This window comes from Enterococcus sp. GPZ-007, from assembly GCF_059374735.1.
In genome coordinates this window covers 41,677-59,887 of the sequence record NZ_JCAFYN010000025.1, presented here as the reverse complement: position 1 = coordinate 59,887, position 18,211 = coordinate 41,677, and the positions used below count along the sequence as shown (strand labels likewise).

Here is an 18,211-nt window from a genome sequence, read left to right as displayed (position 1 = left end):
TACCTCCAAAACTATTTTAAATTTAATATTTTACAGTACAGCTAAAACACTGAGGTTAAAAACTCATTTTCACTGATTTGCTCCTAAAAACCTATGTACATTAGAAATAAAAGAATTAAGCATAACATTAGATGGTATACATAATCATTTTCCTACAAACTTCTTTATTATTAGTAACGTTTCTTAAATAGTCTTTCATTCTGAAATATTCATAATCTGTTGAGCTCACTTTAAAACTAGTATACCAAAAAACCCCAGTCAATCGACTAGGGATAATAAATTATTCTCAATTAATTATTTGATTCTTATTTCCTGTCCTGGATCAAAGTAATAGTTATCCGCGGACATTCCATTTAGACTTAATAGTTGGTCGACACTTATACCGTAGCGAGCTGCAATTTGTGGCGGTCCTTCTCCGGCTTGCACTACGCCATACTGAGAGTTTGCATCATTTTGCGAGTTCTCTTGCTGCTGTTGCTCTTGTTCTTGAGCGGCTTGCTGCTGTCTGGCAGTCTCTTGCTGAGCTTTCGCATCTGCTTCTGCGGCCGCTTTCTGAGCTTGTGTTTCTTGTAAGTTAGACTCTGCTTGTCGTTCTACTTGATTGCTGCTTGATGGTGAACTATACGCATTATCTTCTTCAATTATTTCAGAGTTCGTTGAATCCGTTTCAAAGTTTACTGGTGTCAATTCCAAGTCGGCAGTATCTACATATCTTTCTACTACCTCTTTTGGAAGGTCTCCGTTAAATTGCATTAATACTAAATTATCCTCATCAGCGGCAGTGTACGAGTAGGCTAGTGAAGAAGATTTACCTAGATCGTCATAATAGTCCTTTGTATTCGTTAAATCTTCTAAGGTATCAAATGAAAAAATTCGAGCATTTTGATATTTTCCATCACTACCTAATTGAATTCCAAAAATCATGCTTTCTTTTGCCGCTAAAGGTGCTGCACCAAATTCATCTTTAGTCATTTTTCGTGCGTCATTAACTTCAAGTCCATCTTTTTTAAATTGATCAATGACTTCGGATAATTTCACAGCTGTTTTCTTTTTGGACTTCGAAGTAGACGTTTCATTTTGACTAGATTTTTTTGAGTAAGGCTTTAAGACAATTTTTTGAGCGTCTTCGTCTTCTGGAGTGAGAACAATATTCTTATCTTCCTTTTCAATGCTATAGTCATCATCTAACTTCAAGTCCTTTTCCTTAAGATGAATTGTTTTTCCCTTCAACTCATATTCAACTTTATACTTAATGTTTTCCACAATTTGTTTCCCGAGATCTTCACCCATCTTTTCCCACTCGTTTGATGCCTGGCTTTTCATTTCAGACGCATCTACAGCCCAGGTCATGACGTGATCACTAAAAGATACTTTAAAATGAATGTTATCTTCGTTCTCGTTCATATCCATTTGCCAATCATTAGATTTTAAATCGTCAACAGTAACCTTACTCCCACAAGCGGTCAATGTAAAAGACAATAAAATCATTGATACAACCGTAACAAACTTTTTCAAAAGCTAGCCCTTCTTTCATTAGCATTATTCTTTTCTAGAATAATTGTATCATGGGCAAATGAATTGAATCTATAGCTTTATCACTAAATCCTAGACGAACAATAGTTATATTACTCTCTCTGGAATATGAGTTCCATAAATAGCTTTTGCAAAAGAAAAATGACGATGGAAAACTCCACTGTCACCGATACTACTCAACTACTACATTCGTTGCTTTCTTACCTTTGTCGTTCTCACCAATCGTATAAACGACTGTCTGACCTTCTTCTAGCAATCGATAACCCTCGCCTGCTTATGCTCAGAAATTTGCTAATACTAAATCAAAGGATTTTGTTCTTTTTAGGGAGTTCATAAGTAATGCATCGCGTATCTATGATTATGCCATCACTTTAGGCTATGCATCCGACAATCCATTTAAAAAGATTACGATTCCAAAAAGAAAAGAATCGATCGATGATGAAGCGACTGCTAACTTCTTTACAAAACAGGAGCTGGAAGAATTCCTTTCAGTCGTCACTAAAAAAGACAATCAGAAAATGATTGCCTTCTTTCGAACTCTCGCTTTCTCTGGTATGCGTGTTGGTGAGCTCATAGCCCTTACATGGGAAGATGTTAACTTTAAGGATAAAACTATTCGAATTAGCAAAACTCTTGCTAGAGGGAAAAACAACCGCCTATATGTTGAGCAACCAAAAACAAAGAATTCAAAACGTACTATCCCGATGGATCAAAAAACATTAGACATACTAAAGCATTGGCGTTCGGTTCAAAGGAAAGAGTTCTTGATTTCAGACTACAATACCCTTAAACCTAATCAGCTGTTGTTTAGCAATGAACGAAACACTTTCATGCAGCTGTCTAAACCTAGAAAATGGATGGAATCCATCATCAAGCAAAACAACTTAAAGCGGATCACGATTCATGGACTGAGACACACTCATGCATCGCTTCTCCTGGAAGCTGGTTCTACCATCAAGGATGTTCAAGAGCGACTAGGCCATGCATCAATCCAAATTACAATGGATTTGTACATCCATATCACCGAGGAACGAAAAAAAAAAACAGCTCTACAATTTGCAAATTATTTAAGAATTTAACCGAACCGGATTCAATCCCGTATTCACTCCAAAAAAATAGAGCTAAAAACATTAACAGATTGGCTCTGTTACAATGTTTCTAACTCATCATCTGGCAAGATGGAAGGAAGGTACGGGATTTGAACCCGTGCACCACATTACTGCGGCTCGACGGATTTCGAGTCCGTTGCATTACCACTCTGCCAACCTTCCGCACCATTTATCTTACCTTTTTTCGTTTAAATGTCAAGATTTTATAACGTATCTAATACAGAAGTGTCTTCTTCTTCCAAGATATTGTTGATCGTGCGGTTCATCAAATGAACGATTTCATCTTGTGTCGGCTCGATAATCCCTGATGACATCAATGTGGCAATTCCAGTCACACAAATCCACGTTCCAACATGCAGAGCATTGATTTTATTTTCGGATAAATTCTTGTATTTCGGATGCTCAGTAATTAATTGATGGAAATAGTTGTAAGAAAAGTCATGCATTTTCTTTCCACCGCCATATTCTTGAACATATAACGCGTTGTAAAGATTACTTTGTTCCTTAGCAAAATACACATAACTTAAACCCAAATCAATAATGGTATCACCTGTGCGAACTTCTGGGAAAATATCGTAATATAGGTGATTACATATTTCATCTAACAAGGTGTTCTTCAGATCACTCATATTCTTAAACTCTAAATAGATCGGTTGCGTACTGATTCCCATTTTTTTGGCAATGTTCCTTGCTGTAAATCCAGAAAAACCTTCATTTTCGACAACTTCATAGGCAGCCTTTAGAATCTGGTCTTTGGTATAAACTTTTCTTCTCATTTTAATTCCTCCCAGAATGTTATTATTTTTCCCGTCATTTTATTTTAATCAAAAACTGATTAGTTTTGCAACCCTTATGCAAGATGTTATCTAAATTTACAGAAATTTTTTCCTAAAAAGCGGCGATGTTATCGATTTTTTTCTTATAAAGGCAGTGTAAACGTTTTATTATTTATGTAATATTTAACTTATTTCATTAAAAAACAAAAGAGTCGTTATACATTTACGGGCATTTTTGTTTCTTTAAAGTAAAAACAGTATCTCACAAAAAAAAAATTGCTGTTACTTTATTATACTTTCTCTGAGGTTCGGTGACAATCCTTATTCTTTTTCTTGTCTAATTTATTTATTTTCTCTACTATAGTATAGGAATAGTAAGGGGGATTAATAGGATGGAACAGCAAAATTATGCACAACTTGTTTTAAATACCTGCTTAAAGGCCGGAAAAATCATGATGGAGTCCGGCTCAGAGGTTTATCGAGTAGAAGATACAATGAAACGAATCGCCCTCAATGCCGGCTTAGATGATATACAAACATACGTAACTGCGACAGGTGTCATCGTTGGTTTTCCCTCTGAACAGACTAGTCAAGTGGTTCAGATCACCCCGCAGTCGATCAACTTAGAAAAAGTAACTGCTGTCAATCAGGGCTCACGGCAATTCGCAGATGGCGAACTCTCTTTGCCGGATTTCTATCTTTATTTAGAAGAAGTTGATCAGGATACACCTGACTTCCCTTATTTGTGGAAAATTATTTCGGCAGGCATCGTTAGTAGTACACTGATGATTATTTTGAACGGTACTTGGTTTGACTTTATTCCAACCTTCATCATCGGAATGATTGGTTTTGCCGTCCATACCTTTTTCGGTAATAAGCTACAGATGAAATTTCTAAATGATTTTGCGGCAGCTTTGATTATTGGGTGTTTGTCTTTGTTGGCAGTTTCATGCTCGCTAGCACGCGATGTAAATAGTTTGATTATCGGATCGATTATGCCCCTTGTCCCCGGACTAGCAATCACCAATGCTTTTCGTGATATCATGGCGGGCCATTTGATTAGCGGGGTAGCTCGCGGTACTGAGGCGCTTTTTATCGCTGGAGCGATCGGCGGTGGGATCATCGTTGCCTTTAACTTCTTTTAACCGAATAAATCTACTTGGAGGTTACTCATGAATTTTATTGTCAATTTTCTTTTCAGTATGTTTAGCACGATCGCCTTCAGCGTCATTACGAATATTCCTCGCCGTGCCTTTTTGGCTTGTGGCTTGACTGGGGCTGCCGGTTGGATGACGTTTTGGGTTTTACAAACCTATTTTCATCAAAATATCGGTATCGCCAATTTTATGGGGGCACTATTGATTGGATTAATCAGTATTTTGTTCTCACGAAAGATGCATATGCCCGTGATCGTCTTCAACGTTCCCAGTTTAGTCCCATTAGTTCCAGGCGGACCCGCATACATGGCGGTTCGGCATATGATGAACCAGCAGTTTACTGAATCGATGGAAAAAGTCGTGACAGTACTCGTTACTGCCGGCGCAATCGCGATTGGCTTCATGTTCACGAACTTGATCGAACGAGCTTTGAAAAGAACACGTTCCAATTTTCAAACTAAATGACTTTAGTAAAACAGGAAAGCCTTCCTGTTTTTATTTGTTTATAGGCTAATGATGTAAGCGGAACCAATAAATATCTAAAAATATTTAAAGTTTTGTACGAAATTTACAAATTACAACCTCAGACCTATGCATTTTGTGAATTTATCCTATATACTCACTGTAGAAAGACAAAGGAGCTGAATCAAATGAGTGTTGTTCAATCCAGAAGGCTGTTAAATATAGTTTCATTAATGGGTATAGCCATAACGATCAGTTTGACAATCTACTTCTATCGTTTAGGAGTATTTAATGATATGAATTCGCTGCAGCAGCTTGTCGGGCAATCCCCGATCGCCGGGCCGCTCATTTTCGTTTTAATTCAGATCGTTCAAGTCGTGATTCCAATTATTCCAGGCGGTATCAGCCTAGCAGCCGGGGTTCTGATTTTCGGACCGTACTGGGGTTTCGTCTATAACTATGTCGGTATCGTGATCGGTTCCTTAATTCTGTTTTTAATGGGACGTCACTATGGAAAACCGTTGATCATGCATCTTGTCAGTGATAAGGTTTATCAAAAATACAATCATTGGCTGGATGATCCCCGTTTCGACAAGCTATTCGCACTGGCAATCTTCTTACCAGTAGCACCGGATGATGCCTTATGTTTGATGGCTAGTCTGACAAATATGTCATTTAAAAAATACAGCGCAATCATCTTTTTAGCAAAACCAGCTTCGATCTTTCTATACAGTTTGGCTTTACTACAAGGCGGCGCATTATTACAACAACTACTCCTCCACTAATCCGTTAGTGGAGTTTTTTTGTCAGTTCTACTTCTTGCTTTAGCAAGATCATGCTAGTTTCACTTGCGGTCCTTGCTTAGTGAAACTGTAGGCGTAACGTAGTGTAGACGTAGAATGATATGCGAGGTGAAAACTCAACTCATTTTTCGCGCCTTTTGAAAAATGATTCCCTTATTACGAACTAGCTGCTTGCTTTGCTTTTCATCGAATATTTATAATTATACTGGATTTACATTTTTCGAGTATTTTTGTAACCAGGCCTCTAGAATGGTATACCTAGCTAAACTCAATTCTATCTATCTTGAATTTCACGAAATAATCTAACTTTTTCGGACAAAGTTGTGATACGCTAAATAAAAAGCACGGTTTATTCCAGATAAACCATTATATATAGCATTTCAGGAGGAACAATGAATTACTTTCGACAACGAATCACGCATTATTTTCGTACGTTTTCCATATATAATTTTTTATTACTTGCCTTTGGTCTCCCTTTTTTGACGGAGGGGCTCTTTTTATTTTTCCGTCAAAGTTTTCTTAATAATCTGTATCACCCATTCTATCTGCTATTATTTTTTGCGTTGTTCTTTCTTTACGGAAATTTATTCAGCCAAGTCCAATCCAATGAAAAGATCTTTGAGAATTTTTCTTTAAAGGCAGCTTTTGTTAGTTTTGCTTACTGGATTCTTTTATCACCGATTTTTTTCTTTCGCTTTTATCAGATGCTGCTGGTATGGCAGCCACTCCCAGCAAGACTGCTTTCTTTTGTCTTTTTATATCGTTGGAAAATTTTACCAGTTATCGTTTTGCTGTATCTGATCCTGCTTTACTTTCTTTTCCGTGGGATTTTGGTACCAAAATACTTGAAGCAAGGAGAAAATCTGAGAGCCAGTTGGCAGCTAAGCTGGCGGAAAACGAACAAACCAACAGCAAAACAGCTTGTTCTCTTTTTCCTTATCCCCTTCGCCTTTTTAGCAGCTAGCTTATTGATCAAGATCGCATTCATCGGATTCACTCAATGGTTGAGTCGTGAAAGCACAGCTATGATTTTATTATTGGTTTATCGTGTGATCCAAAATGCATTATGGGCACTCTTCTTTCTCTACTTAGCCGCTTCTGACAAAGAACCGATCAAGGACGACTCCATGACAAAGGGAACAATCATTTGGCTCAGCTTGATGATCCTGGCTTGTCTTGGGCTCTATTCGTTGCATTACGCTCATGCCTTTCAGGTGAAACAAATCGACGAGCCATTCACGATTTCCCATCGCGGCGTATCTCAGCGAAACGGAGTCCAAAATTCAATCGATGTTCTGGAAAAGACCAGCAAATCCGCTCACCCCGATCTTGTAGAAATGGATGTGCAGGAAACGGCTGATCATCAGTTGGTAGTGATCCATGATGAGGATTTGAAATCCCTGGCGAATAAGAACATACGCATTGACGAATCAACCTGGAATCAACTGAAGAACATTACTTTGAAGGAAAATGGTTATGACAGCAAGATCCCGTTATTCGTTGATTATCTAGCAACAGCAAATCAATTAAATCAAAAATTGTTGATCGAACTGAAAATCACTGCTAAAACAAAAAACACGATTGTTAAGCATTTACTGCCGCTGAAAGACCAGCTGGTTAATCATCAGCTGCAAAGCATGGATCTAGACATAGCTAATCAAATGAAGAAAAATTTCCCTACAATGAAAGTCGGCTATATCTTACCTTTGGATTTGATCGGTGCGCCCAAAACATCCTTAGATTTCATCAATATCGAGTCACGAACGGCTAGCGGCGACCTGATTCAATTTCTACAACATCGTAATCAAGGAATCTATGTATGGCCAGTCAATTCTAAGCAACAAGCAGCTATTTATCGTTACCAACGCGTAAATGGCATCTTATCCGATGATTTGAGTGTATTCAAGACTGGAACAGAGGATATAAAGGCAAAAACTGCTGGAATTCTTCAATTTGATTAAAGTAAGGACCGTAAACAGTCTTCTCCTTTAGAAGAGTGTTCACGGTCCTTTTTTAACGATCTAATAGGCGTTCATATGTAAAACCTGTCATAGAAAACCTTAATAGCAGCAGTGCAATCATGAGCAGAATCAATCCAATAGAGATGACGATCCAACCACCAAAAACGAGAATACCGGTGAACTGGCCAACGAGAAGCAGAGCCAACGGCATAATCAAGAAGGCTGCTTTTTGCTGCGACTCCTCAATCGTGGTAGATTTTGCAGATCCTCTGACGATTAGGACGATAGAAATAATCGTGATCGCTGGAACAATCAACAGCATAACCCAAAGCCAGTTGATACTGAAAGGCAGCAGTATTCCTTGAAGAAGATACACCTCAACCTCAACAACGACCACGGTTAACAGAAATGAAACATAGGTCACAAAGATTGCGACAAGAAAGGAAGCATAGACCTTTGCTTGAAAAATCTTTCTGATTGACAAAGGAGAATACAGCAGTGTTTCCAGCGTTCGTTTTTCCTTTTCACCGACAAATGAACTAGCTGCCATGACACTTGCAGTCATTATTGGAATAATCAAAAAGAAAATCGGAATGACATTATTAACCATGAGCGATAATAGATCGTAAATTAGCTGCTCTTTGCTCAGTGTTTGAAAATTTGGTAAAATGCGTGCCATCTCGGTAAATGATGAAGAATCTGTTGGGCTCAGCAGAACAGTCAACAGCATCATTGTCGGGAAAAGAATCGAGAAAACTAACGGAAGAATCGTCAATACTGAAAAGTAGCGTTTATTTTCAGTAATCCCACGTATATCCTTGATCATGATCGCCTTTTGACGACTATTAATCATGTGTCTCCCCTCCTTCCAATAAAGCGAAATAGATATCCTCCAGTGAATAGTCAACTGGCGTTACCTGTGATATATTGCCGCCTTGAGCAACGATTTTTTTTACTAATTGAGCAATTTCGTCTTTCCTCTGGATACTTATTTCGTAAAGATCACCTTTGACTCGATTGCTTTCGATCGTTAGCGGCATCAGATCTGTTTCAATCATCACCTTAAAGCTATCAAAGGTACGCTTGCGTAATTCTCTCAAACTGCCTAAAGCGAGCAGTTGTCCATTATCCATCAGTCCATATTCATTGCATATCTCCTGCGCATATCTTAATTGATGAGTACATAGAAAGATTGTCGTTCCTTCTTCTTTGGACAACTCCAGTAAAAGCTCGTTGACACTCTTAGTACTTTCAGGATCAAGACCGCTAGTAGGTTCATCCAGAAATAGAACCTGTGGGCGATGGATCAACGTCCGGGCTAGTGATAATCTTTGCCTCATCCCGGTTGAGTAACTCTTTAATTTCACATCAGCAGCCTCGGTTAAACCCAACTTTTCCAACAGTTGTCGACCTCTTAAGTCACTCTCTGCATTGCTCATTCCAAAAAGCTGTCCGAAAAAACGCAAATTATCAATGCCGGAAAAATGGTCGTACATCCCGGCATGTTCGGTTAAAACACCAGTAGATTGATGAAGCTTCTCTGCCTCACTAACTGGATCGAGACCTAAGACGCGCATCTCTCCATCAGTCGGATCTAAAATACCGTTTAGCAATTTAACCGTTGTAGTCTTCCCCGCGCCATTCGGTCCTAAAAAACCGAAGATCGTCCCTTGAGGTACCACCAGACTAACATTATCTAGTGCTTTCTTTCCTTCAGGATATATTTTTTCTAATTGATTAATTTCGATCGCATTCATTTAGAATCCCTCTTTTCTATCAAACGACATACTCCTCTAAACGATATGGTTTTATATTCTTATTGTATTTCTTCTAAGCAGAGGGTTCAATCGATTCTTTGTTAACTTAATGATGCCTATGTATCGCGATACGATACAACAAAATAATTTTTTTACTTTCTTTTAAATTGCTATTAAAAAAATCCGGACCTTATTGAAAGATCCGAATCCTTTTCCTGTCAAAATAAGTTTTTCACATGCTTGCTTAAAAAAATTATGCAGTGCATTCAACCGCAACACAGGCATGCACATTCTCGTATTTCACTAATAAGCGATTTTGCAATTCGATAACTGCTGCTCGATCAGACGGAGCACAAGATACAACATTGATTAATACCGTATTATTGTAAAGCTGTTCGACAACTCCAATAACTTCCTTTTCGATTCCAATTGCTTTACACTCATAAGCAAGACCAATTTCAATAGTTTCTGTCATTTCCATAATAAATCCCCCTTTAATTCTACGTTTTTATAATAACATAATGAAGTAAAATTGAAAACGTTTTTTATTACTTTTTTTGCTTTTATATCAAGGGGTTCGTCACAATTGTTAGAAAATTCGCAAAACACCAACATAAACAACTGAGGTTATTTTTAATCTCCTATTCATTTTTAATTTATCTTTATTTGTTTAAAACCGATTTCATTATGCTTCTATTATGTTTTTTGTGGTTAATTTTGCTTAGCTGTCAATTACTTTTACTATACCAATTAAAAAAGAGCCCTCGCGTAGCGAGGGCTCTTTTCAATGTTCTATAGACGATTATTCAATTCTTTTGCTAAATCTTCAAATCCTGGTTTTCCAAGCAACGCAAACATGTTTTTCTTGTAAGCTTCCACACCTGGTTGATTGAATGGGTTAACACCCAATAAGTATCCAGAGATTCCAACTGCGATTTCAAAGAAGTACATTGCATAACCTAAAGTATAAGCATCCATTGTTGGGATGTTTAATACAAAATTAGGAACACCGCCATCAGTATGAGCTAATAGTGTACCTTGATATGCTTTAGAATTAACAAAGTCAACATCTTTTCCTTCTAGGTAGCCAAGTCCATCTAAGTCAGATTCTTGTGCAGGAATCGCCACAGATTTACGAGGTTTTTCCACTTTCACGATCGTTTCGAAGATGTTGCGACGACCTTCTTGGATGTATTGTCCAAATGAATGCAAGTCAGTTGAGAAGTTTGCACTTGATGGGTAGATCCCCTTCAAGTCTTTTCCTTCTGATTCGCCGTATAATTGTTTCCACCATTCGTTGAAATATTGCATACCTGGCTCGTAGTTGACTAAGATTTCAGTCACTTTGCCTTTACGGTATAGAATATTACGAAGTGCAGCATATTGATAGGCTTCGTTTTCGTCTAAGTTATCGCTTGAGTAAGCTTCACGAGCGTCAGCTGCACCTTGCATCAACGCATCGATGTCCGCACCGCTGGCTGCGATTGGTAATAGACCCACAGCTGTAAGTACTGAGAAACGTCCACCGACATCATCAGGAATCACAAAAGTTTCCCAACCTGCTGCGTCTGCTTCAACTTTAACAGCTCCGCGAGCTTTATCTGTTGTTGCATAGATACGTTTGTTGGCTTCTTCTTCACCATATTTTTTGATCAATAATTCTTTGAAGACACGGAAAGCGATAGCTGGTTCAGTCGTAGTACCTGATTTAGAGATTACGTTAACTGAGAAGTCACGGTCGCCGATCACTTCGATCAAGTCAGCAATGTATGTTGAGCTGATTGAGTTTCCTGCAAAGAATACTTGTGGTGCTTTGCGGTCTTCTTTATCTAACACATTGAAAAAACTTTGGTGTAAGAATTCGATTGCTGCACGAGCTCCAAGGTATGAACCTCCGATCCCGATAACCACTAATACTTCAGAATCAGATTTGATTTTTTCAGCCGCTTTTTTGATGCGCGCAAATTCATCTTTGTCATAGTTTACTGGAAGATCCACCCAGCCTAGGAAATCATTTCCTGCGCCAGTCCCTTCGCGTAATTCTTTGTGAGCTAGAGCTACTTCAGATTTGATGTAGTCCATTTCATGTTCGCTCACGAATGGTGCTACTTTCGAATAATCGAAATGAATGTGTGCCATTGTTTTTCCTCCTTGAAAGTCACTTCATAACAATCTATACTTTACGTTTCTTTTGACTATTTTTCAAGCGTAAACCATTTAAAAATTAAACAGTTCCTTGGGCTAACATTGCTGCGGCAACTTTTGCAAAACCAGCGATATTCGCGCCAGCAGCAAAATTATCTTTATCAGCATATTTGGCAGCTGTATCACGACAAGTTTCATAAATATTTTTCATGATATCATCAAGTTTTCCGTCGACTTCTTCTTTTGTCCACGCTAAACGTTGAGAGTTTTGACTCATTTCTAATGCCGATACCGCTACACCGCCTGCATTGGCTGCTTTCCCTGGTCCATAAAGAACACCGTTTTCATGGTACAACTTAACAGCTCCGTTGGTACTTGGCATATTTGCCCCTTCAGCGACTACTTTCACACCATTTTTGACTAAGAGTTCCGCTTTTTTATCATCGATCTCATTTTGTGTTGCACACGGTAAAGCAATATCCGCTTCTGTTTCTAGCTCCCAAACAGAACCTTCATAGTATTCTGCCGTCTTACGTTCCTTCACATATTCTGTTAAACGAGCACGACGAACCTCTTTGATGTCCTTCAATAGTTCAACGTCGATTCCGTCTTTATCATAAATGTAGCCATTTGAATCTGAACAAGTGATTGCAGTTGCGCCTAGTTCCTGTGCTTTTTCGATTGCATAAATTGCCACGTTACCACTACCCGAGACAAGAACTTTTTTGCCTTCAAAAGAATCCTTGCGATCTTCTAATAAATGTTTCACGAAGTAGACTGCACCATATCCAGTCGCTTCTGTTCTGCCTAGGCTGCCGTTAAAGCCTAAAGGTTTACCAGTCAGCACGCCCATATCGTATTCACGCAAACGCTTATATTGACCGAATAGATAGCCGATCTCGCGTCCGCCGACACCGATGTCGCCTGCCGGTACGTCTAGGTTCGGACCAATATGTTTTGATAGTTCTGTCATGAAGCTTTGGCAATAACGCATCACTTCCGAATCAGATTTTCCTTTCGGATCGAAATCTGATCCACCTTTCCCCCCACCGATTGGAAGACCTGTCAAACTATTTTTAAAGATTTGCTCGAAACCTAAAAATTTCAAGATACTTAGATTCACACTTGGGTGGAAACGTAAGCCGCCTTTATAAGGACCAATCGCTGAGTTAAATTGTACGCGATAACCGCGATTGACTTGCCAATTACCCTTGTCATCTTGCCAAGGCACACGGAATTGGACCATTCTTTCTGGTTCAATGATCATGCCTAAAATATTTTTCTCAACATACTCAGGATGTTCTTCTAGAAAAGGAATCACGGTAGGTAAAAATTCTTCCACCGCCTGTAAAAATTCTTCTTGGTTCGGATCTTTTGCCTCTAAGTTCTTTTGAATCTGTTCAACATATTCTCGTACTTCCATCAAATTCCTCCTCACAGTTAATACTCATAGTTTACATCATTTTCTAATAGAAGTGAAAAAAAATTCATGCTACACTGCAAGTTGAATGCCAATTGTTCGTATTTACAGTATGATTATACATGGTGAACCAATAAATCAATGGATAAATGAGGTTAGTATTAATGAGTAAAACATTTGATGTAATTGTGATTGGCGGCGGACCAGCAGGCATGATGACCGCTATCACGGCGGCGATGAACGGCGCTCAGGTCGCACTATTCGAAAAAAATAAACGATTAGGCAAGAAATTGTTAATGACTGGCGGCGGTCGCTGCAATGTGACGAACAATCGACCAGTCGAGGACTTGATTACACACATTCCCGGCAATGGTCGCTTCTTATATAGTACATTCTCGCAATTCGACAACCAAGATGTGATGAATTTCTTTAGTGAACGCGGGGTCGCTTTAAAAGAAGAAGATCATGGACGGATCTTCCCAGTCTCTGACAAATCAGCAACGATAGTAAATACGCTAAAGGATGAATTAGAGAATCTGCAGGTTGAGCTGCATTTTAAAGAACCGATCGAGAAAATCATCGCCGACGATTCCGTCATTCGAGGGGTTCGTACGGCTGAAGGTGATTATTCCGCAAAGAGCGTTGTAGTGACGACTGGTGGAATCACCTATCCATCGACTGGGTCACAAGGAGACGGCTATCGCTTTGCCAAAAGTGTCGGGCATCATGTTACACCCTTGTATCCGACTGAATCACCAATCTTTTTGACAGATAGCTTTATAACGAACAAAACTTTACAAGGGTTGTCTTTGCAGGATGTTAAATTATCGGTTGTGGATGATAGAAACAAAACCGTCGCCAGTCACAAGATGGATCTGCTTTTTACTCATTTCGGTATATCTGGTCCTGCTGCTTTACGTTGTTCAAGTTTTGTTAACCAACTGCTTCGAGAACAAGAAACCGTAACACTAAAGCTAGACTGCTTCCCAGAAAAATCAGCCATTCAATTATTGGAGGAAATCAGCGAGCGCTCATCAGGCTCCACAAAACAATTAAAAAATGCTCTTACCAGCTTTTTACCAGAACGACTGCTGCTCTTCTTTTTAGAGCAAGTTGATATCAGTGAACAAACCTATAACCAGACATCAAAAGAACAATTAGAAGCTTTTGTTTCTTACTGCAAGAACTGGTCCTTGACTGCCAACAAAACGTTTGGTTTGGAAAAATCCTTCGTCACTGGCGGCGGAGTCGAGCTAAAAGAGATTAATCCAAAAGAATTATCCAGTAAAAAAATCCCCGGCTTGTATTTTGCCGGGGAGGTTCTTGATGTTAACGGGTATACAGGTGGTTATAATATCACTACCGCTTTTTGTACTGGCTATGTGGCTGGCACTCACGCTGCTTATAATGCTTTTGCTTAATGCGTCAATTCAGCAAATTGTCCTCGCGTCAGATCTAAGATGGCGTTGGGGGCAATTTCTATTTGCAGCCCTCTTCTGCCCGCAGAAATCGCAATCTGTTCAAAGTTTTCAGCCGAAGCATCGACAAAAGTTGGAAACAGCTTCTTCATTCCGATTGGGGAACAACCGCCACGAACATAGCCTGTCGTTGCTTCCAAATCTCTCAGATGCAGCATCTCAACTTTTTTATTGCCGCTGACCTTCGCAATTTTCTTCAGATCCAACTCATGATCGCTGGGAATTACTGCAACGACCGGACCAGTTTTGTTACCTACTGCTACCAGCGTTTTAAAGATTCGCTCAGGTTCGATGTCTACTTGCTCAGAGACATGCCCTGCTCCGAGATCACCTTCGCTCCAAGCGTATTCATGCTCTTCATAGGCGATTTTCTTCTGTTCAACTAGTCGAATCGCATTGGTCTTCTGAATTTTCTTCTTAGCCAAGACTATCCCTCACTTCATACATTTTTCTAAAGTCTAGCAAAAAAGCCGTTAGGAAACAAATCGGTCGTTTTGTTTGGTCTTTTTTTCTAAAAGTCCTACACTGGATTTGTAACAGAAAGGATGTTTTCATCATGAAAAGAATCTCAAGAGGAAAGTTTGAAAAGATGCAACAATTGTCAAATGATCACGGTGTCATTGCGGCCTTAGCAATCGATCAACGGGGCTCTATGAAAAAGATGATGCAAGCCGCTGTGGGTGAAGATAAATTTTCAATGAACCAAGTTTATGAATTTAAAGAACTTGTCTCTCAAGAATTGACCAAGCACGTCAGCGCGATCCTGCTGGATGAACAATATGGATTCAAAGGTATTAAAGCCAAAGATCCTGATTCAGGGTTAATCATGTCTTATGAAAAAACTGGCTACGATGCGAATACTCCCGGTCGTTTACCTGAACTATTGCCCAACGAATCCTTGAATCGTTTATTAGAAAAGGGGGCGGATGCAGCAAAAGTTTTAGTTTACTATGATCCTGACGAACCGCAAGAAATCTTAGAAGTAAAGCATGCCTTCCTAGAACGTTTGGGAACAGAAGCCTTAGCAGCGGACATCCCTGTTTTTGTTGAACCGATTGTTTATGATAATAAAATCACCGACGATCACTCGCCAGAGTTCGCTGAAATCAAACCACAAAAAGTGATTGATACAATCAAAGAATTTACGAAGGACAAATACCACATTGATGTATTGAAAGTCGAAGTTCCCGTACTCTTCAAATATGTGGAAGGCTTCAATCAAGGCGACGATCCAGTGGTTTATACTCAAGAAGAAGCGGCTGCCTATTTTAAAGAAGCCGGTGAAGCTGCTACCCGCCCCTTCATTTATCTAAGTGCCGGTGTTCCTGCGGATATTTTCCGCGAAGAGTTGGAATTCGCCGGTCAGAATGGTGCCAATTATAGCGGTATTCTTGGCGGACGAGCTACTTGGCGTGACGGCGTTCAAGTCTACGCTGATGGTGGGAAAGATGCGTTGGTTAAATGGCTAGATACCAAAGGACGCGAAAATGTTGAAGAATTGAATGACATTTTGAACAAATACGCCAAACCTTGGTATGACATTTACGGCGGTTTAAATAATATTGAAGTATTTGATATTGATGTCATGGAATAACTGAATAAAAAAGCCGAGCAGTCATTTTCTATCATTCTGATAGTTTATGATCCCTCGGTTTTTTAATTTTACTTCTATTTTAATTCGTCAATCATCAAAGCCAACTTATCAGCCTCAATCTGTGCATCCGGACTAGCTTGACCTTCTAAGCAACCATAGGTCATGCAGGAGCCATCTAAAGAGCCGCTGATCTGTGAGAACTTCCCTAAGCGCCCCAGAGAGACAGAGACGACTGGTAAGGAAACGAAGGTTTGGGCTTTCATTACGATCTCCATCTGACGCAGGACATCTGCCTCGTTTTCCGGCTCAACCACAATTTTGGCGATATCTGCCCCCCAGTGCTCCATGAGATTTAGTCTAAAAAGAATCACCGCATCTTCAGGTGTTTCTTTGAAGTTGTAATAGCTTAAGATTACCCTTACGTCCAATGCCTGCATCCATTTAATGAAGGTCGTCGATAACTGATCAATGATCGATACTTCCACATCAGCCAGATCAATTGCCCGTGAGGAAACCGCAAATTCATTAATATGACGGTATTGATTCAAGGAAATATCAATTTCTCCCCCAGCTTCTGGTGTTCGCAGGTTGAAAATCAATGGGATATTGCGAATTTCATCCCGTAATGCTAATAATGTTGAATTCAGCTTGTCGTCATCTAAGACATCTTCGTAATAATCCGCACGCCATTCAATTACTTCCGCAACTTTCTTGGCCACATTTGCCTGATCGATGATTTCCTCGAAAGTCCTTCCAACAATCGGCACGCAGATTTTAGGTTTTCCCGCATCAAATCGTACCTCTCTTACTTGAATATCCATCATACGCATCCCATCCCATTTTCTTCTATTTTTTTACCGTATAAAACAATACCTTCAAATAATTGCTTTCTTCAAAATTGCTGGCTGGAAAATCCGCTGGCAGCCGGTAGCTTTCTGATAACTGATAGCGAACGTTTTTATTCTTAAAAGCTGTTTCGATCGCTTGCTTGAATTTCTTGATCGGAAGATTCGCCGCATTGGTTGACGCGATAATCGTCCCTTCTTCAGAAAGGATATCTACACTGTCTTCGATCAAACGTCCGTAATCCTTTGCTACAGAAAATGTCTTTTTCTTATTGCGGGCAAAACTAGGCGGATCCAAGATAATCAAATTATAACTTAAATCCTTCCTTACTGCATAGCGGAAATAGTCAAATGTATCCATAGCGATAATTTTTTGTTGTTCTAATGGTAGTCCGTTTACTTCAAATTGTTCCTGCGTTTTCGGTAAACTGCGCTGTGCCAAATCAACACTTGTTGTTTCTAAGGCACCACCATATGCTGCTGCCACTGAAAAAGCTCCAGTATAACTGAACATATTTAACACTTTCTGCCCAGCTGCCATGCCTTCAGTCAGTCGCCCGCGGACTTCCTTTTGATCTAAGAAGATACCTGTCATGTATCCTTCATCTAAGTATACGGCATATGAAACGCCATTTTCCAGTACTATTAGGGGTTCCTGCGGTTTTTCTCCGGCCAACCAGCGACTCTCTTTCAGTTCGCTTTTGAAACGAATCTTCTCGACAGCTCCTTTAGTACTTGGAAAGACCGCCAATAAACTATCAACAATCAGCTTCTGGAAATGATAAATCGTTTCGTTGTACCAGGAAATTACCAAATAATCCGCATAATAGTCGACGGTTACGCCGCCAAAGCCATCGCCTTCCCCGTTAAACAAACGAAATGCATTCGTTGTTTCATCTGCGAAAAAGGGTTGTCGCTGCTGAATCGCCTGCTGAAATGTTTCCATTAAAAAAGTCTGATCGATCGGTCGTTGTGTCTGATCAAGCACCCAGCCGAATCCTTTATTTTGTTTTCCTAGATAGCCAGTTGCGACGTACTTATTTCTATTATCAACAAAAGTCACCCATTCTAAAGGAATTTCATTAATTTTTTGTTTTAAATCCTCTTCTTGAATTAATGGGTTTCCTTGACGAATTCGTTTAATTCCATAATTATTTAATTCTATTTTCAC

General features: G+C 39.4%; 17 protein-coding genes, 1 tRNA gene and 1 pseudogene. 7 read left to right on the top strand and 12 right to left on the bottom strand.

Annotation, left to right across the window (positions count from 1 at the left end):
- Positions 1-294: 294 nt before the first annotated feature.
- Positions 295-1,515 carry a LysM peptidoglycan-binding domain-containing protein gene (locus AC4J95_RS13375; protein WP_494550310.1) on the bottom strand — a complete coding sequence of 407 codons (1,221 nt, stop codon included), beginning with the start codon at positions 1,513-1,515 and terminating at the stop codon, positions 295-297.
- 190 nt (positions 1,516-1,705) lie between these two features.
- Positions 1,706-1,792 (bottom strand): annotated as a pseudogene (locus AC4J95_RS13370) (cold-shock protein); the annotation flags it as partial.
- A gap of 73 nt (positions 1,793-1,865) precedes the next feature.
- Here AC4J95_RS13370 and AC4J95_RS13365 point away from each other — a divergent pair.
- A complete protein-coding gene (locus AC4J95_RS13365; RefSeq protein ID WP_494550312.1) occupies positions 1,866-2,612 on the top strand; it encodes a tyrosine-type recombinase/integrase in 747 nt (248 codons plus the stop codon).
- 104 nt (positions 2,613-2,716) lie between these two features.
- Here the strand turns inward: AC4J95_RS13365 and AC4J95_RS13360 are convergent.
- Both AC4J95_RS13360 and AC4J95_RS13355 read right to left on the bottom strand, forming a co-directional pair.
- Positions 2,717-2,804: transfer RNA gene (locus AC4J95_RS13360), tRNA-Ser, on the bottom strand.
- Positions 2,805-2,845: 41 nt separating this feature from the next.
- Positions 2,846-3,418, bottom strand: coding sequence for a TetR/AcrR family transcriptional regulator (locus tag AC4J95_RS13355; protein WP_316402715.1), 573 nt, complete (start codon positions 3,416-3,418; stop codon positions 2,846-2,848).
- Between the two features lie 392 nt (positions 3,419-3,810).
- Between AC4J95_RS13355 and AC4J95_RS13350 the strand changes: the two genes are divergently transcribed.
- From AC4J95_RS13350 to AC4J95_RS13335, 4 genes are all read left to right on the top strand, one after another.
- Positions 3,811-4,563, top strand: a complete 753-nt coding sequence (locus tag AC4J95_RS13350; protein ID WP_316402714.1) for a threonine/serine exporter family protein — start codon at positions 3,811-3,813, stop codon at positions 4,561-4,563.
- A gap of 27 nt (positions 4,564-4,590) precedes the next feature.
- Entirely contained in the window at positions 4,591-5,040 is a 450-nt protein-coding gene (locus tag AC4J95_RS13345) for a threonine/serine exporter family protein (protein ID WP_494550309.1), read from the top strand.
- Between the two features lie 185 nt (positions 5,041-5,225).
- Positions 5,226-5,822, top strand: coding sequence for a TVP38/TMEM64 family protein (locus AC4J95_RS13340; RefSeq protein WP_316402712.1), 597 nt, complete (start codon positions 5,226-5,228; stop codon positions 5,820-5,822).
- Positions 5,823-6,232: 410 nt separating this feature from the next.
- Entirely contained in the window at positions 6,233-7,801 is a 1,569-nt protein-coding gene (locus AC4J95_RS13335; RefSeq protein ID WP_494550308.1) for a glycerophosphodiester phosphodiesterase family protein, read from the top strand.
- A 52-nt stretch (positions 7,802-7,853) separates the two neighbouring features.
- Here the strand turns inward: AC4J95_RS13335 and AC4J95_RS13330 are convergent, their stop codons facing one another.
- The 5 genes from AC4J95_RS13330 to gdhA all read right to left on the bottom strand — a co-directional run bounded on the left by AC4J95_RS13330 (position 7,854) and on the right by gdhA (position 13,126).
- Complete coding sequence (locus AC4J95_RS13330; protein WP_316402710.1) at positions 7,854-8,654, bottom strand: ABC transporter permease subunit; 801 nt, start codon at positions 8,652-8,654, stop codon at positions 7,854-7,856.
- Complete coding sequence (locus AC4J95_RS13325) at positions 8,647-9,558, bottom strand: ABC transporter ATP-binding protein (RefSeq protein ID WP_494550307.1); 912 nt, start codon at positions 9,556-9,558, stop codon at positions 8,647-8,649. Before AC4J95_RS13325 ends, AC4J95_RS13330 begins: the two co-directional genes overlap by 8 nt.
- Positions 9,559-9,811: 253 nt before the next feature.
- On the bottom strand, positions 9,812-10,039 hold the full coding sequence (locus AC4J95_RS13320; protein WP_316402708.1) for a hypothetical protein: 228 nt from the start codon (positions 10,037-10,039) through the stop codon (positions 9,812-9,814).
- 311 nt (positions 10,040-10,350) lie between these two features.
- Positions 10,351-11,697: a glucose-6-phosphate isomerase gene (locus tag AC4J95_RS13315; protein ID WP_316402707.1), complete on the bottom strand. Its 1,347-nt coding sequence runs from the start codon at positions 11,695-11,697 to the stop codon at positions 10,351-10,353.
- A gap of 85 nt (positions 11,698-11,782) precedes the next feature.
- On the bottom strand, positions 11,783-13,126 hold the full coding sequence (gene gdhA, locus AC4J95_RS13310) for an NADP-specific glutamate dehydrogenase (RefSeq protein WP_494550306.1): 1,344 nt from the start codon (positions 13,124-13,126) through the stop codon (positions 11,783-11,785).
- A 161-nt stretch (positions 13,127-13,287) separates the two neighbouring features.
- Between gdhA and AC4J95_RS13305 the strand changes: the two genes are divergently transcribed.
- Complete coding sequence (locus AC4J95_RS13305; protein ID WP_494550305.1) at positions 13,288-14,544, top strand: BaiN/RdsA family NAD(P)/FAD-dependent oxidoreductase; 1,257 nt, start codon at positions 13,288-13,290, stop codon at positions 14,542-14,544.
- Here the strand turns inward: AC4J95_RS13305 and ybaK are convergent.
- Entirely contained in the window at positions 14,541-15,026 is a 486-nt protein-coding gene (gene ybaK, locus AC4J95_RS13300; protein ID WP_494550304.1) for a Cys-tRNA(Pro) deacylase, read from the bottom strand. The two genes, AC4J95_RS13305 and ybaK, sit on opposite strands and share 4 nt — an antisense overlap.
- Positions 15,027-15,157: 131 nt before the next feature.
- On the opposite strand from ybaK, the gene AC4J95_RS13295 reads away from it, so the two are divergent.
- Positions 15,158-16,195 (top strand): tagatose 1,6-diphosphate aldolase, encoded by a 1,038-nt coding sequence (locus AC4J95_RS13295; RefSeq protein ID WP_494550303.1) that lies wholly within the window; start codon positions 15,158-15,160, stop codon positions 16,193-16,195.
- A 74-nt stretch (positions 16,196-16,269) separates the two neighbouring features.
- Here AC4J95_RS13295 and aroD read toward each other — a convergent pair whose 3' ends face one another.
- Entirely contained in the window at positions 16,270-17,019 is a 750-nt protein-coding gene (gene aroD / locus AC4J95_RS13290) for a type I 3-dehydroquinate dehydratase (protein ID WP_494550302.1), read from the bottom strand.
- Between the two features lie 22 nt (positions 17,020-17,041).
- Complete coding sequence (locus tag AC4J95_RS13285) at positions 17,042-18,211, bottom strand: class I SAM-dependent rRNA methyltransferase (RefSeq protein ID WP_494550301.1); 1,170 nt, start codon at positions 18,209-18,211, stop codon at positions 17,042-17,044.